The sequence below is a fragment of the Cytobacillus oceanisediminis genome, from assembly GCF_003182355.1.
Lineage (GTDB): Bacteria > Bacillota > Bacilli > Bacillales > Cytobacillaceae > Cytobacillus > Cytobacillus oceanisediminis_A.
Genome location: NZ_QGTW01000001.1, coordinates 323,106 through 337,288, shown reverse-complemented (window position 1 = coordinate 337,288; position 14,183 = coordinate 323,106). Strand labels below are relative to the sequence as shown.

Annotated in this window: 15 protein-coding genes; 12 read left to right on the top strand and 3 right to left on the bottom strand. The window is 40.4% G+C overall.

All coding sequences use genetic code 11. The features are described from left to right. Window positions 1-45: 45 nt before the first annotated feature. Genes cobA through cobO form a run of 3 tightly spaced genes read left to right on the top strand, consistent with a single transcriptional unit; the run spans window position 46 to window position 1,993 of the window. A complete protein-coding gene (cobA, locus tag DFO73_RS01655) occupies window positions 46-816 on the top strand; it encodes a uroporphyrinogen-III C-methyltransferase (protein ID WP_110063047.1) in 771 nt (256 codons plus the stop codon). A gap of 48 nt (window positions 817-864) precedes the next feature. Then, window positions 865-1,437, top strand: a complete 573-nt coding sequence (locus DFO73_RS01650) for a nitroreductase family protein (protein WP_110063046.1) — start codon at window positions 865-867, stop codon at window positions 1,435-1,437. A 16-nt stretch (window positions 1,438-1,453) separates the two neighbouring features. Next, a complete protein-coding gene (gene cobO / locus DFO73_RS01645) occupies window positions 1,454-1,993 on the top strand; it encodes a cob(I)yrinic acid a,c-diamide adenosyltransferase (RefSeq protein WP_110063045.1) in 540 nt (179 codons plus the stop codon). A gap of 702 nt (window positions 1,994-2,695) precedes the next feature. Here cobO and DFO73_RS01635 read toward each other — a convergent pair. The 3 genes from DFO73_RS01635 to DFO73_RS01625 are packed head-to-tail and all read right to left on the bottom strand — an operon-like array spanning window position 2,696 to window position 5,840. Then, window positions 2,696-3,790: an acetyl-CoA C-acyltransferase gene (locus DFO73_RS01635; protein WP_110063043.1), complete on the bottom strand. Its 1,095-nt coding sequence runs from the start codon at window positions 3,788-3,790 to the stop codon at window positions 2,696-2,698. Next, a complete protein-coding gene (locus DFO73_RS01630; RefSeq protein ID WP_110063042.1) occupies window positions 3,786-5,243 on the bottom strand; it encodes an AMP-binding protein in 1,458 nt (485 codons plus the stop codon). Before DFO73_RS01630 ends, DFO73_RS01635 begins: the two co-directional genes overlap by 5 nt. Before the next feature lie 33 nt (window positions 5,244-5,276). Continuing rightward, window positions 5,277-5,840 carry a biotin transporter BioY gene (locus DFO73_RS01625; protein WP_110063041.1) on the bottom strand — a complete coding sequence of 188 codons (564 nt, stop codon included), beginning with the start codon at window positions 5,838-5,840 and terminating at the stop codon, window positions 5,277-5,279. Between the two features lie 219 nt (window positions 5,841-6,059). Between DFO73_RS01625 and DFO73_RS01620 the strand changes: the two genes are divergently transcribed. From DFO73_RS01620 to DFO73_RS01585, 9 genes are all read left to right on the top strand, one after another. Further along, window positions 6,060-6,404: a n-acetylglutamate synthase gene (locus DFO73_RS01620; protein WP_181395881.1), complete on the top strand. Its 345-nt coding sequence runs from the start codon at window positions 6,060-6,062 to the stop codon at window positions 6,402-6,404. A gap of 47 nt (window positions 6,405-6,451) precedes the next feature. After that, on the top strand, window positions 6,452-7,264 hold the full coding sequence (locus DFO73_RS01615) for a hypothetical protein (RefSeq protein ID WP_110063040.1): 813 nt from the start codon (window positions 6,452-6,454) through the stop codon (window positions 7,262-7,264). Between the two features lie 214 nt (window positions 7,265-7,478). After that, a complete protein-coding gene (locus DFO73_RS01610) occupies window positions 7,479-8,705 on the top strand; it encodes an MFS transporter (protein ID WP_110063039.1) in 1,227 nt (408 codons plus the stop codon). Between the two features lie 104 nt (window positions 8,706-8,809). Continuing rightward, a complete protein-coding gene (locus DFO73_RS28400; protein ID WP_181395880.1) occupies window positions 8,810-8,950 on the top strand; it encodes a hypothetical protein in 141 nt (46 codons plus the stop codon). Window positions 8,951-9,104: 154 nt separating this feature from the next. After that, window positions 9,105-9,863, top strand: coding sequence for an alpha/beta hydrolase (locus DFO73_RS01605; RefSeq protein WP_110063038.1), 759 nt, complete (start codon window positions 9,105-9,107; stop codon window positions 9,861-9,863). Between the two features lie 368 nt (window positions 9,864-10,231). Next, window positions 10,232-11,050 (top strand): alpha/beta fold hydrolase, encoded by an 819-nt coding sequence (locus DFO73_RS01600; protein ID WP_110063037.1) that lies wholly within the window; start codon window positions 10,232-10,234, stop codon window positions 11,048-11,050. 75 nt (window positions 11,051-11,125) lie between these two features. After that, window positions 11,126-11,914: an IclR family transcriptional regulator gene (locus tag DFO73_RS01595; RefSeq protein ID WP_110063036.1), complete on the top strand. Its 789-nt coding sequence runs from the start codon at window positions 11,126-11,128 to the stop codon at window positions 11,912-11,914. Window positions 11,915-12,196: 282 nt separating this feature from the next. Then, window positions 12,197-13,474, top strand: a complete 1,278-nt coding sequence (locus tag DFO73_RS01590) for an MFS transporter (protein ID WP_110063035.1) — start codon at window positions 12,197-12,199, stop codon at window positions 13,472-13,474. Window positions 13,475-13,621: 147 nt separating this feature from the next. After that, window positions 13,622-14,158 (top strand): cupin domain-containing protein, encoded by a 537-nt coding sequence (locus DFO73_RS01585; protein ID WP_110063034.1) that lies wholly within the window; start codon window positions 13,622-13,624, stop codon window positions 14,156-14,158. Window positions 14,159-14,183 lie beyond the last annotated feature (25 nt).

The following is a 14,183-nucleotide window of genomic DNA, read 5'->3' as shown; positions in this document are numbered from 1 at the left end:
GCAGTGATTTGAAAAAGAGATTGTCATTTCAGGAAGGGGATAACAATGAAGGCAGGAATAGTATATCTTGTTGGAGCAGGACCTGGGGATATTAAGCTCATCACTTTATACGGCATGGAGTGCATCAAAAAGGCGGATGTCATTGCTTACGACCGTTTAATTAATCAGGATCTGCTGCATTACGCGAAAGACGGGGCAGAGCTAATATATGTTGGAAAATCACCAGGAAGGCATGCGTTAATCCAGGAGGAAATTCATCAAATATTAGTAGAGAAAGCACTTCAAGGCAAAACGGTCACTCGTTTAAAAGGGGGAGACCCATGCGTTTTTGGCCGTGCTGGGGAAGAAGCTGAAGTGCTGGCTGAGAATAATATTCCTTTTGAAATTGTTCCTGGTGTCACATCAGGCATTGCAGCACCAGCGTATGCTGGAATTCCTGTCACACATAGGGACCATGCTACTTCCTTTACGATTGTAACGGGCCATGGGAGAAAGGAAAAAGAGATGGATGGGATTAACTGGCCGGCTTTAGCCCAAGGCAGTGATACCATTGCTTTTTACATGGGAGTTGGCAATTTGCCGCATATTACGAAAGAGCTGATGCGTCATGGCAAGCGTTCCACTACTCCAGTTGCGGTGATTCAGTGGGGCACGACTGAACGCCAAAAAACAGTGACAGGCAATCTTGCCACCATAGAAGATGCTGTAAGGGAATCCGGTATTGAACATCCTGCCATTATTTTAGTAGGAGAGGTTGTTAAATTACGGGAAAAGATCAAGTGGTACAAGGGAGAAGCTAAAGAAATTCTTACATAAATGTAAATAAAGAGCTGATTTATTAATTGCCGGAAAGGAGTGTTCCTGATGTCTGTAATAGATATTCTACAAAGCAGAAGAGCTATCAGAAATTATCAATCTTCAAATATTGAACGAGAAAAAATTGAGTATTTACTGCATGCTGCAACTCTTGCTCCAAACGACCGTATGAGAGAGCCATGGGGCTTTTATGTAATTCAAGGTGAAAAAAAGCTCCAATTTGAGGAGCTTGCACTGGATTATTTGAAAGAAAGGTTTCCGACTAAGCCTAACTTAATAGAAAGCTCGGTAAGGGTTGTTAAAAACACGCCTGTCATTATTGCCGTAACAGCAGATATGGTAATCGGAGATGAAGAAGCTTCTGCCGATAACGAGTATGCTACTTGCTGTGCCATTCATTCAATGTGGCTGGCAGCGGAGGAGTTAGGATTGGGGTTTGTATGGAGAACCCGGGGAGTTGGATTAGTCCGTGATAATCGATTAAGGCAGTTTTTATCCTTGCCTGATAGTAAAAAGGTTATAGGCAGCGTGTTTATAGGATATCCAGCTGAAGAGGACGCCGGAAAAATTAAGGAAAAAAAGCGTACCTCCTACTCAGAAAAAACAAGTTGGCTATCTTAAGAGGGAGGAATGTTGGATGAGTCATTCAAAGGGACTAGTGCTGGTTTATACGGGTGATGGAAAAGGGAAGACTACAGCGGCACTGGGAGTAGCAATCCGTGCAACAGGAAGAGGGATGAAAGCGCTAGTCGTTCAATTCATTAAATCTCCCCAAAGAACTTATGGAGAAAAAATGATATTTGATAAGTTAGGGATTGAAATGTACCAGACAGGTATTGGTTTCACATGGACTAAAACACCAGAGGAGCATCGGAAAGCTTTAAGAAGCGCATGGGGATTCGTTAAGGAGAAGCTGGAGCAGGAAGTCTATGATGTTTTAATTCTTGATGAATTAAACAATGCGCTTGCTATTGACAGGTTTCCAACGGAGGATGTTCTCCCTTTGCAAGAGGTTATTGATTTTATACAAAAATATCGGAAAGATACGTATATTGTGATAACTGGACGCTCCGCAAAGAAGGAAATCATTGAATTAGCTGATCTTGTAACCGAAATGAAGCCAATTAAACACTATTATGATGAGGGCATTCCAGCTGTTAAGGGAATTGAATTTTAATATCAAATATACATTAAGAGTAAAATGAACAAAAGACATCTTTTATGGCGAGAAAATTAAATAAGTAAAAGAAAAAGACATTCTAACATTTTCCCTCATGATTTTCTCAGGCATCCCTTATCCGGAACATTAATTCCTGGAGCCTGATTAATTTTCAAAGTACAGAGCACAGAATAAAGAGGTGCATAAATTCCTTTATAGCTAATTAAGAGCAGTTTACTTTGCTGCAAAACAGGAGAAAGGTGCGGTTCTTCCAAAAGAAGAGCCGCTTTTTTTTGGTCCAGTAACGGGACTGAGTGGAAGAATGAATCATTTAACTGGTAGCGGAATGTTAAAGGGAACCATAAGTGGAGTTTTGCCGCACCTGATGAAGCGGGGTTTGAAAAATAGTATATGTTTAAATCTAGCGAATGACGCATTATTAAGTTTGTGGGATAAAGCAAGAAGAAGTGATATCTTGTTGATGTTAGGTGATATCTGTCAAATATCTAAGTGCTAGCAGGTGATAATATTGTGCTATTTTGTCATATCACGCGTTGATTATCCACTGAAAAGGAGGATTTAAACAGCGTATCTTTAAAAAGAAACAGAGCTTTTACAATAAAAAATCTGGAATAAGAACCTTAAACTATTAAAAATTTAAGCTCTTATTCCAGGTTTTAGGCTAATGCGGTTTCTTGATAAATGCAGGGACACTTATTTTTAAGCTGCCACTTCAAACAGCACAGCAACACCAACTCCGCCCCCGCTGCCGATTGCAGCAAGTACATATTTGGCTGACTTTCTTCTTTGAACCTCATAGAATAATCTAGTAACCATAATGGCACCTGATGCGCCATAAGGGTGGCCAATTGTTAAAGCACCGCCATTTATATTTAGTTTTTCATATGGAATGGAAAGCTCATTAGCACATGCAACGATTTTTGATGAGAAGGCTTCGTTGATTTCTATTAAATCAATATCTTCGATGGTTAAGTAATTTCTTTCTAAGATAGCCTGTATAGCGGGAACAGGGGCAAATCCCGGGTAATGGGGATGTACACCTGCAACTTCACTATCTGCAAACCGTAAAATAGGTTTTAATCCATGGTTTCGTGCAGCTTCTTCCTCCATGACGAGTACGGCAGATGCACCATCATGGATTCCGCAGCTATTGGCGGCCGTAACGGTACCGGCTTGCTTGAAAATGGGCTTTGCACGCTTTAAAAGGGCTTCCATTTTTCTTCTTTTAAAAAACTCCTCATCCACTCTGTTATTCTCAATCGTGATAATCTCTCTCTCCAGCAGCCCCTGTTCGTAAGCATTCCAGCTCCGTTCATAGCTCAAGCTGGCATACTCATCCTGCGATTCTCTGGATACTCCATATTTTTCTGCCACGTATTCTGCAGCCAGCCCCATTTCGGGATCTCCGATTTTGTCCGGTGAGAAGCGGGCTCTTGAAGGATATGGGGAGGTGCTTGTGCTTTCTGTTCCGCCAGCGATGTAGCACGTGCCGGCGCCTCCCTGTATGTAATAGCAGGCCATTCGAATGGCTTCCAGCCCAGCACTGCATTGGCGATCCAGCGTTAGGCCCGGAACGGAGAGCGGCAGTTCTGCTTCCAATGCGGATAATCGGGCTATATTTCCCCCCGGGCCAACCACATTTCCTAAAATGACGTCATTAATCTTTTCTTCTACTCCTTGTGCCAAATGTTTTAGAAGAGGGGCAGCCAGGTCATGCGGTTCATTTGTCTTGAGCATTCCGTTGACTTTTCCAATCGGGGTTCTTTTTGCGTTCACAATTACAGCTCTCTTAATGGCTGGTCACCTTGCTTTCAATGGAATCCTTAAGCTGGGCACGCGCAATCTTTCCGCTCGTGGTATAGGGCATTTCATCAAGAAAGAACCATTTTCGCGGCACTTTATAGGCTGCCAAATGCTTTTTACAAAGGCGTTTTAAATCGAGTATGGATGCTTTTCCTTTAACGACAGCTGCTGCAATTTGTCCCCAATAGGGGTCGTGCAATCCAATGACTGCGACTTCTTCTACTGCCGGGTTTAGTGAAAGCACTTTTTCTATTTCCTCTGGGAAAATATTAATGGCTCCGTATAAGATCATATTTTTTTCCCGGCCGCTTATATTTAAATAGCCTTCATCATCCACATAACCCATATCATGAACCGTTGCCCAGCCATCTTCATCCTTTATGGTTTGGATCTTCTTTGTTTCCGGATGGAGGTACCCATCGAAAATCAGGTCACTCCTTACAAATATTTTGCCAATAGCATTGGCTTCCAGCTTTTCGCTGCGGGAACCTCTTATTTCGATTTCGACTCCGTGGCAAGGCTTGCCGACTGAATCCGTTTTATGGTCGTCTGTTAAATACGTTACATAACTGAGTTCACTTGCACCGTAAAATTCAATCATCGTCAAATGAGAAAATATATTGCGGATGGCTTGCTTTGAATGTTTATCCCACTTTGCACCGGAGGAAATAATTTTAATTGGCCTTTCTATTACTCTATCTTCTTTTAAAATGGCAGCAATCATCGTTGGAACCACATAAAGAGTTGTGATGTCCCGCTCTTCAGTCAGTGATAGTGTCTGTGGTGCACTGAATTTTTCCAGCAGGTGAACGGTTCCGCCTGTACAAAGCGTGCTGATTGCCCCATATAAAAAATGAGAGTGTATGAGGGATCCAGGAATCAGGACGTGTTCGTTTTCATCCATATCAAAATCATGCTGATTCACAAGGAAGCTGGCAGCCCAGGATTTATGGGAGCGGATAAACGCTTTTGGTTTTCCCGTGGTTCCTGAAGTAAAGCCCATATAAAAAGGAATGTTATTATCCATCTCCATATGAAAAACCGGATCTTTTTTGCTGAGTTCCTCCCTGCAATCCTCCCAAATAAGAACTAATGGGTGCAGGTGTGCGACATGGTGGTAAAGATCTTTTGTTGTTACCACTATGGAAGGGCAGGAAATCGCCAATCGTTTGTCCAGTTCTGCAGCCTTCCATTTTGTATCGAAAGGTACCGCTGTCCAGCCAGCCATGGAAGCACCAGTGAATAACTGCAAGAACGGGATGCCATTTGGCATAAGAAAGCTGATTGTTTTATTTGCAAAGGAAAAGGAGCGAAGCCAGTTAGCAGTTTTGGATACTAGTATATCCCAATTCTTATAGGTGAGTGTTTGGTCTTTCGTGTTGATTGCCGTTTTTTCAGGGAATTGCTGGGCAAATTCTTTAATAGAAGATGTGATGTTTGTCAAAGGTTTTTCCTCTCCTTATGAAAAAGAGACACCTTAAAGTGTCTCCAGAGATTTTGAAATTTGCTTGTTAATAACCGGATGCTTTTGCAGTCTATACACTAAGAAAGACGCTAGTGCCGCTTTTAAAACATCACCAGGAATATAGACCAGGCTTAATTTTATAGCATCAAGCACTGGAATATTCATCATGAAGGCTTGGACAGGAATTCCGATAACGTAGATAAGGAAAATTCCAACAGTCAGGTTAACAAGCAATACATTCTTCAATTTTAACGTACGGAAGCGCATTAGCAAATAGCCTACACAGTATGCAGTTAGCGGATAGGCGATCAAATAGCCGGCACTCGGACCGAAGAAAACACCAATTCCGCCGCGGCCACCTGATAATAACGGAGCCCCAACAGCCACAAGCAAAAGGAAAACGGCCATGCTGATCCCGCCGAGTCTGGCGCCTAAAATGCCTCCGGCTAAAAGTACTCCCAGTGTTTGCAATGTAATCGGTACAGGTGTAAATGATAGCATAATCGGCGGAACCAAACCAAGGGCTCCCATCACAGCTGCAAATAAAGCTACATATGTAATCTCTTTAACTTTCATATTACCTCTCCCATTCATAATAGTAGGTTAACTGTTTTTATTTTAGGGTTAACATAATTAAATGTCAACTTAATAAAAAAAGAGTTTACAATAGAGATGGGTTTATTTTGTCTTCTATCAAAGGTTCTGGATATATTTTTTGAATATACAAAATGGGCAGAATATATTAACAAGAAAATGATATAATTTAGACAAATTTATAGGAGAAGAGGAAACCAAATGATAAATTATAATGGCCGAAAATTTGTCTCTATAGAAAATACAGCTAACGGAGAAGTGTCTTCAAAAACTTTCTTTACATATAAACAAGAAGGACATATTATTTCAGCAACTTATAGCGGGGGCGAAATAATACAAGGAATATTGATTGGTATAGTCAAAGAAGATGGGTGTCTTGAGTTTAGATACAACCACGTGAACAACAAAAATGAAATAAGAGGCGGAAAATGCATTTCCGCACCTGAAATTTTACCAGATGGAAGGATAAGATTGTACGAGAAATGGCAATGGCAGGATGCAAACTCTACTGAAGGAAGTTCAATTATTGAAGAAGCAGTTAATTAAAGTTATATAGCCCATAACAGACAAACTTTTAAAAAGGCAGGGGTAAGATGAAGAACCTATTCCAAGCTTCTCAATTCAGTTCATACAAAAGTCTTAAGGATTTATTTGAGACGAACATTACGGTAACCAGCATTGCCGAATCAATCCAGTTTTGCCATGAGGAAGATGATGCGCGTTTGATTAAAGAGGAGATGGCAAGGAATCATTTTGATGTACTCGGTGTAAAAAAAGATGATGAGATTGCCGGCTATATTGAACGTGATCACTTGTCAGCTGGCCGTGTAAAGGATTATATGAAGAGTTTTACAGCAAAGGATTTGATTTCTGACTCTACCCCTCTCATTCATCTGCTTCACATTTTAAAGGATAGCAGGCGGGTTTTTATTCTGGAAAAAGCAATGGTAACGAAGCTCGTTACCTATTCCGATTTGCAGAAAGCACCCGTTAGAATGATCATTTTTGGCTATATTACTCTTCTGGAAATGAAGCTTGGTGAAATCATTAATATTCACTTTCCTGACCAAAGCTGGAAAAAGCATATAAGCCCGGGCAGATTGGAGAAAGCCGTGGAGCTTTATAAGGACAAAGTTGATCGAAATGAGGATTTAAATCTGGTAGAATGCCTGCAAATAAGCGATAAGCTTGATTTGGTGTTCGTGGAGGATGAGAAGTTAAGAACGATTTTTAGGGTCCCTTCCAAGACTGCCGGAAGAAGTATCGCGAAAGAAATCCGCCGCTTGCGAGATGAACTTGCTCATGCAAATGAACTTGGGACTGGGCTAACCTGGATAGAGCTTATAGAGGTTTTAGAAACAATCGAAGGCTTTTTGGAAATCAGTGAATCTGTATTTTATGAATAGATGTAATTGGGTGGGGTATGTTTATTGAAAAATAATAGAAAAAGAGCTTAAAGAAATTTACGACGATTTTATTATCGAAAGATTGAATGGAGGGTTTACGAATAATACCTTTCTATCGAGTTGAGTCAATCCAGCTCTAGTCGTTAAGGCAGCCAGTTCAGTTAATAAGGACAGATAGAATGAGATTAACTGTTTAAAATTATGAGGGGGCAAAATGAAAAAAATCTCTTTATTCCCATTGTTACTCGTTTCATTTGCACAGTTTTTAACGATGTTAATCTGGTTTAATTATTCAGCAATCCTGCCAATCGTCAAGAAAGAATGGGGACTCACATCCGGTGAAGCCGGAATTATTCTCTCTTCCTTTCAGTTTGGTTATGTGATTTCTGTTTTCTTGTTTGGTTACCTGTCTGACCGTGTCAATCCGAGATATATTTTTATTTCTGCATCATTAATAGCTGGAGTCAGCGGACTGCTTTTTGGGGTTGCTGCTGAAGGATTTTGGAGCGGGTTAGCCTTAAGAATCATTGCCGGGATTGGTTTGGGCGGCATATATGTCCCCGGGCTTAAATATCTTTCGGGAATTTATCCGCCGGAAACAAGAGGGAAGACGTTCGGGATTTACGTGGGTGCACTAGTTGTTGGTTCGGGCAGTGCATTGCTGTTTTCTGCTCCTTTGATTTCCTTTTTCGGCTGGAGAGGCGTAGTGGTCATTACTTCCATTGGAGCATTTATTGCTGGATTCATGATGCTTATTTATAGAGTAAATCCAAAAATGCCCGAGTACCCGCCTATGATGTCGTTTGCTCTTTTTAAATCACTGTTCTCAAACAAAAAACTGGTTGCCATGAACCTTGCCTATGCAGGTCATATGTGGGAGCTGTACGCCTTCTGGGGCTGGGTAGGGCCGTTCATGGTTTACACTGCCATGATCCATGGCTATTCTCCAGGTAACGCTCAGCAAATCGGCAATCTATGGGCGGGTCTCTTTATTGTGATTGGGGCTCTCGGAACTTGGATGGGGGGAGAACTGTCCGACAGGATTGGCAGAGTAAGAGCTTTGAAGCCGTTGCTGCTGATTGGCCTGTTTTGTTCTCTCCTGTTTGGATGGATCTCGTCTATTCCATTTACTGTTGTTATTTTGATCGGCGTTTTATATGGAATCACAGTGGTCGGGGATTCCCCGATTTATTCTGTAGCAATCAGTGAACTAAGTACTGCCAATACAATTGGTCTCGCCTTAGGAATGCAGCAGGTCATTGGCTATAGCATTACCATTCTCTCTCCAGGTGTGTTTGGTTTCATTCTGAGCATCATGCCGAATGAGACGATCGGATGGGGAGTGGGATTTGCTGTCCTGGCTCTTGGGCCGCTGGTTAGTTTGCTGGTTTTGCCGAGGGATTATAAGGGATCTTTTATTAAGGGAGTGAAGGCGACTTGAAAACCTGTCCTGTTTGGGGCAGGTTTTTTAATAAATTTATGTTTATTTTAAACAAAATAAATCAAAATAAGTGGGTAATAAAATAACGATAAAGGGGTTTTTACGTGTCAAAGAAAAATAATACGCCATCAGGTCAAGTGGATCAGAAGAAATTATTAAACGACAAAGTTGATGCTGCCAGAAAACACAACTTTGAAGAGGATCATGTACGAAGAGTTACCTCTAATGGAGCACAAGGTCAGTAACCTTTTAGTTGGTGAATTTGCAAAAACAGTATTGGACTTTTTGTACCGCCAAAATAGTGATTGGCGGTACAATTTTAGATATAAATACGAGTTGACAGGTCGGAATAGTAGGTAATATAATGTGAATAACAACTTTTGAGGGAGGAACAGTGTGATGAGAGAATTTTACCCTGTTATGGACGGTGCGGAATCATTTTATTTGGAAGGCAATGAGGTCGGTCTCTTACTCACACATGGCTTTCTTGGGACTCCCCAGAGTGTCCGTTTTTTAGGAGAAGCATTTGCAAAGCTTGGGTATTCGGTTTTTGCCCCAAGGCTTAAAGGCCATGGCACACATTATAAAGATATGGAAAAGACGACCCATCAGGACTGGTTTGCCGAAATGGAAAAGGGTTATCTATTCTTAAAAGAACAGTGCTCAGCTGTTTATGTAGTGGGACAATCTATGGGCGGTGCGCTGGCACTTTGGCTGGCAAATAAATATCCTGAAATTAAAGGGCTGGTTTTAATAAATGCTGCCTTAAGGGTACCTTCCTATGATTACCTCATTGGGAAAACAAGTCCACGGTATTTAACTGAGGGGACACCTGATATTAAATGTGCAGGGGTTGAGGAAGTAACATATGGGAAAGTTTCCATTCGCTCGATCCATGAACTGCAGGAGGTAATGGAGAAAACCCCTGCCATTTTGCCAGCTATTAAAAATCCGGTTCTTTGCTTTAAGTCCATAGAGGATCATGTAGTTCCTGCCGAATGCACTGATTACATTGCAGAGCATATTGGGTCTGATCAGAAGGAAGTTGTACCGCTATACAACTCCTACCATGTTGCTTCAATGGATTATGATAAAGAGATAATTATTGAAAAAACGCACAAATATATTCAGAAAATGCGAATAGAAGTTTTTTCTTAAAATACCTGGCTTGTCCTCTTTAGGGCAAGCTTTTTTGCGGGTGAAAATTTATAATGCAGATAAATTTTTTTATAATAGGGATAAAACGATTTATAACATAAATAAAAAGTTTTTATAATGGTTATAAATGAAATCATAATGCAGATAAAATTTTTTTAAGCTAGATTATTCGGAAATTGCAGAGGGTATGAGATCTGAAATATATGATATTATTTACTTTTCAAGATAGGGTAGAATGTAAAAAATCGTATTTCGCATCCAAGTGTTATTTTTTGAACATTCAGTTGACTATTTCTCAATATGATTTATGATAAGGATAACCGAAACGGTGTTTTACTTACAAAACAAACATGTGTGGAGGTTATAAGATGCCATTTGTAGATGTAAAAGGTTTGAATATTCATTATGATGTTAAGGGGAATGGAGAGCCTCTTGTTATTCTGCATGGGTTGGGGAATAATTCGCAATCATGGAAAAGGCAGCTGGAAGACTTGAGTAATGATTTTACTGTTATTGCATGGGATGCGCCCGGATATGGAGAGAGCTCTGATCCTAAAGTAGAATTTACACAGTTTAGCCAATTTGCTGATGTTCTGAAGGGGTTTATTGACGGTTTGCAATATAAATCTGTTAATCTTTTAGGTCATTCAATGGGTTCAGCAATTGCTCTTGATTTCTGCAGCCGCTTTCCGGAAATGGTGGACCGGCTGATCATTGCAGATGCCACTCGCGGTGCCGCAGGGCAAAGTAAAGAAGTAAACGAAAAAAAGCTGCAGAACCGGCTACATAATATAAATACACTGGATCCAAAGGAGTTGGCAGAATTAAGGGTAAAAGAACTGCTGGCCCCAAATCCGGATCCGGAGGTAAAGAAGGAAGCAGAAAATATTATGTCTCAGGTAAGGCCGATGGGCTATCGTTCTGTAGCCTATTCGCTGTCCAATTTAAATCAAATGGACATTTTACCTTCCATTTCTGCTCCAGTTCTCATTATTTGCGGAGTTATGGATAAAGTGACACCTGTCAGCGAATCGGAAATTTTTCATCAGTATATCCCTAATTCTATTTTGAAAACCATACCAAAAACAGGACACCTATGCTATCAGGAGGATCCAAAGTATTTTAATGCCCTTGTCTTGAATTTTTTACAGGGGGCCTACCAAAAAGAAAAGCTAGTAGAAAAGTAATGTTTTTGAATATTTCATATTGGATCTCCGTTTTGTTAATATGTTAGTAAAAAAGAAAGCAGGGGGGTGATTTAGATGGCTAAAGAGGTGAAAGAACGGTATAATGCCAATGCTTTGGTCCGGGGCTTGGAAATATTAAAGCTTTTTAATGAAGATCGTCCTACTCTATCATTGGTTGAAATCTCAAAAGAACTGAATGTTAGCCGAACAGTTCCATATCGATTATTGTATACACTGCAATCTCTCGGATATCTTGATCAAGATGAAAATTCTAAGAGATATAGTTTAACTCCGAAGGTTTTAGAACTGGGCTTTTCATACTTAAGTACCCTAAAACTTCCGGAAATTGCCCAGCCTTATTTGGAAACGTTAAGAGATGAAACGGGTGCTTCCTGCCATTTATCCATCCTGGATGGGAATGAAGTGGTCTATGTAGGAAGTGCACCGGTAAGAGGCGTGTCTGCTATAAATGTCAATATCGGACTGCGGCTTCCTGCCCATGCCACAGCGAACGGGAAGCTGCTTCTTGCCTATCAGCCGCTGGATAAATTGAATCAATTGTTTTATGGATCTCAATTAAAACCATATACGGATCGAACGAAAACATCCATGGCCGACTTTCAAAATGAAATTGAAACCATTAGAAAAAATGGATTCTCGATTACAAGGGGAGAGCTTCAATATGGCATCCAGTCAGTAGCTGCGCCTATATTTGATAAAAGCGGGAGCATTATGGCTGCGATCAACGTCGTTGCTACAGAAACCACTTTCCATGATGAGTTTATTGAGAAAGTGGCTTTGCCCAAAGTCCTCGAGATTTCCAAAAAATTATCCGGTTTTATGGGCTATCAGCCTAAAAATTAGAACTTAAAAAGCCTGCAAATGCTGCAGGCTTTTTATATTCGTTTTATATATAAAACATTATTTAATAATTAAAACGAATTTATAAAATACTGTTGACTCAATTTTCAAAAAAATTTACACTATTAATAAGTGGTAAACATTGTTTTGTATATAAAACATATTCTGGTATAAGGAGGGCAGAAAATACCACCTAAACAACTATTAAGGTTAAAGTATAATAGGTTTAAACTCGGAATTATTGGAAGCGGTTACAAAAATGAATTATGTGAAAGGGGCTTTAACATGCTGAAAGGAAATAAAAGATGGCTGTACATTGCTGTGCCTATTTTCTTTTTCTGGTTTTTTGGACAAGTCGATAAATTAGGCATTTCGGTTATTCAAACAGATCCAGGTTTTTTGGAGGATCTTGGGTTAACAGGACCTGATAGGAATGCAAAAATAGGATTAATTACTTTCATATTTACGATTTCCTACGCGGTTTCTAACCTTTTCTGGGGTTTTGTTATTGATAAAGCAGGTCCCCGTAAAACGGCTATTTTTGGATTATTAGTTTGGACGGCCACAATGATTGCTGGCGGCCTGGCCACTTCGTATGAAATGTTCCTCGTGAGCAGGGTTGTTCTTGGCTTTGGTGAAGGGATGATGATTCCGGTATGCGGAAAGTTCATTTCGAATTGGTTTAATCAGCGGGAACTTGGGCGAGCGCAATCTACCTGGCTTGCAGGAAACTATTTCGGACCTGCTTGCGGTGCAGTCATTTTAACTTTGGTTCTTGCCACTTTCCATTGGGAAGCAGCATTTTTCTTTTTGGCTGGTTTTAATCTGTTTATTGTTATTCCAATGTTTATTTTCCTTACACGTGATACCCCTGAAGAACATTTTGCGATTGATAAAGAAGAGCTTGCCTATATTCGACAGTCTGATGGTATTGAACAATCCAAGAAAAGCTTTGCTCTGGACTACCGTTATTGGATTGTTTGGTTTGGCATGCTAATGGCGTCCTTCTTGTTTTTTGGCATCAGCATTTGGCTGCCTACCTATCTTGTTGAAGCTAAAAATTTCTCTAGAGAAGCCATGACTGGGATTACCTCTTTATCTTGGCTGTTTGCTCTTGGATTTGTATTGTCTTGCGGATTTTTGGCGGACAAAACAAGACGTCCGAGCATTCTGGCGACTATTTTGTTCAGCTTGACTGCCATTTTCTTAACAGCAGCTATTTTTGCGCCGCATCCAGTCATTGCTGGCATCTGCATGGGTCTTGCAATGGGAACGCAAGGCGGGGTTTTCCACTTAAGTAATTTATTCATCGTTAAATTCTCTACTCCTGAAACAGCTGGCCGGGCTGCAGGCCTTATGGGATTCACCAATATTCTTGGCGGTTTTTCCAGTTACATTATGGGCTGGATGCGAGACCTTTCCGGAGGGGATTTTGGACCGTCCATCGTCATGCTGATCATTGCGGCAAGCCTTGGATTTCTTGCTTATTTATTTACCCTTAAGAGAGAGGCTGCGGAGCTTCGAATTGAGCAGCTTACGCCAAACAGAAAAGTAATTGTTTGATGGTTTTATATTTAAAACATAGTTTAATAAATTTAATTTTCTCAATATTTTTAATTGACATCTAAAATATTGGGATTTATTATTATCGTGTAAGTAAAACACTGTTTTGTATATAAAACAAAAATAAAAAAAAAGGAAGTGTTTTTCATGTCAGCAGAAAAATTTGACGTGCAAGCTTTTGAAAAAAAATACGTGGCAAGACTTCAGGATCGTACACTTGACTGGAATGTTCTAAAGTTTCAGGAAGATATTGATCCAAAGTATAAAAGAGCACAAATGAGATATATTGGCCGCGGCGCAACGGCAAATAACGATTCAAATGTTATTGCGGCTGAACATTTTACGTTAAGTACAATGGTATTGCCAGCTGGATGTGTAGGTCCTCTTCACCTGCATGATGATGTAGAAGAAGTATTCTTTATTCTCAAGGGGAGTGTAAAGGCTCTTATACAGGAAGAAGGCAAAGAAGAAGTGCACGAAATTCGTTTAAATGAGCGCGACTGCATCAGTTCTCCTCCAGGAGTGTATCGCGGCATTCACAACGATGGCGATGAAGAAGCGTTAATGCTGGTTATGCTTGGAGCAGTAAAACCAAATCTTCCGACATATCCGAAGGGCAGCGCTCTTGAAGAGCTTCGCATTCAGCGTGCTAAAGAAAGAGAAGCTATTATTAACGGGAAGTAATAGATTAAAAGAATGTCCTAGAAAA

Bases quoted from the DNA above. Each gene is read 5' to 3' on its own strand.
- cobA (WP_110063047.1), top strand. From the start codon at position 46: ATGAAGGCAGGAATAGTATATCTTGTTGGAGCAGGACCTGGGGATATT.
- DFO73_RS01650 (WP_110063046.1), top strand. From the start codon at position 865: ATGTCTGTAATAGATATTCTACAAAGCAGAAGAGCTATCAGAAATTAT.
- cobO (WP_110063045.1), top strand. From the start codon at position 1,454: ATGAGTCATTCAAAGGGACTAGTGCTGGTTTATACGGGTGATGGAAAA.
- DFO73_RS01625 (WP_110063041.1), bottom strand. From the start codon at position 5,840: ATGAAAGTTAAAGAGATTACATATGTAGCTTTATTTGCAGCTGTGATG.
- DFO73_RS01620 (WP_181395881.1), top strand. From the start codon at position 6,060: ATGATAAATTATAATGGCCGAAAATTTGTCTCTATAGAAAATACAGCT.
- DFO73_RS01615 (WP_110063040.1), top strand. From the start codon at position 6,452: ATGAAGAACCTATTCCAAGCTTCTCAATTCAGTTCATACAAAAGTCTT.
- DFO73_RS01610 (WP_110063039.1), top strand. From the start codon at position 7,479: ATGAAAAAAATCTCTTTATTCCCATTGTTACTCGTTTCATTTGCACAG.
- DFO73_RS01605 (WP_110063038.1), top strand. From the start codon at position 9,105: ATGAGAGAATTTTACCCTGTTATGGACGGTGCGGAATCATTTTATTTG.
- DFO73_RS01600 (WP_110063037.1), top strand. From the start codon at position 10,232: ATGCCATTTGTAGATGTAAAAGGTTTGAATATTCATTATGATGTTAAG.
- DFO73_RS01595 (WP_110063036.1), top strand. From the start codon at position 11,126: ATGGCTAAAGAGGTGAAAGAACGGTATAATGCCAATGCTTTGGTCCGG.
- DFO73_RS01590 (WP_110063035.1), top strand. From the start codon at position 12,197: ATGCTGAAAGGAAATAAAAGATGGCTGTACATTGCTGTGCCTATTTTC.
- DFO73_RS01585 (WP_110063034.1), top strand. From the start codon at position 13,622: ATGTCAGCAGAAAAATTTGACGTGCAAGCTTTTGAAAAAAAATACGTG.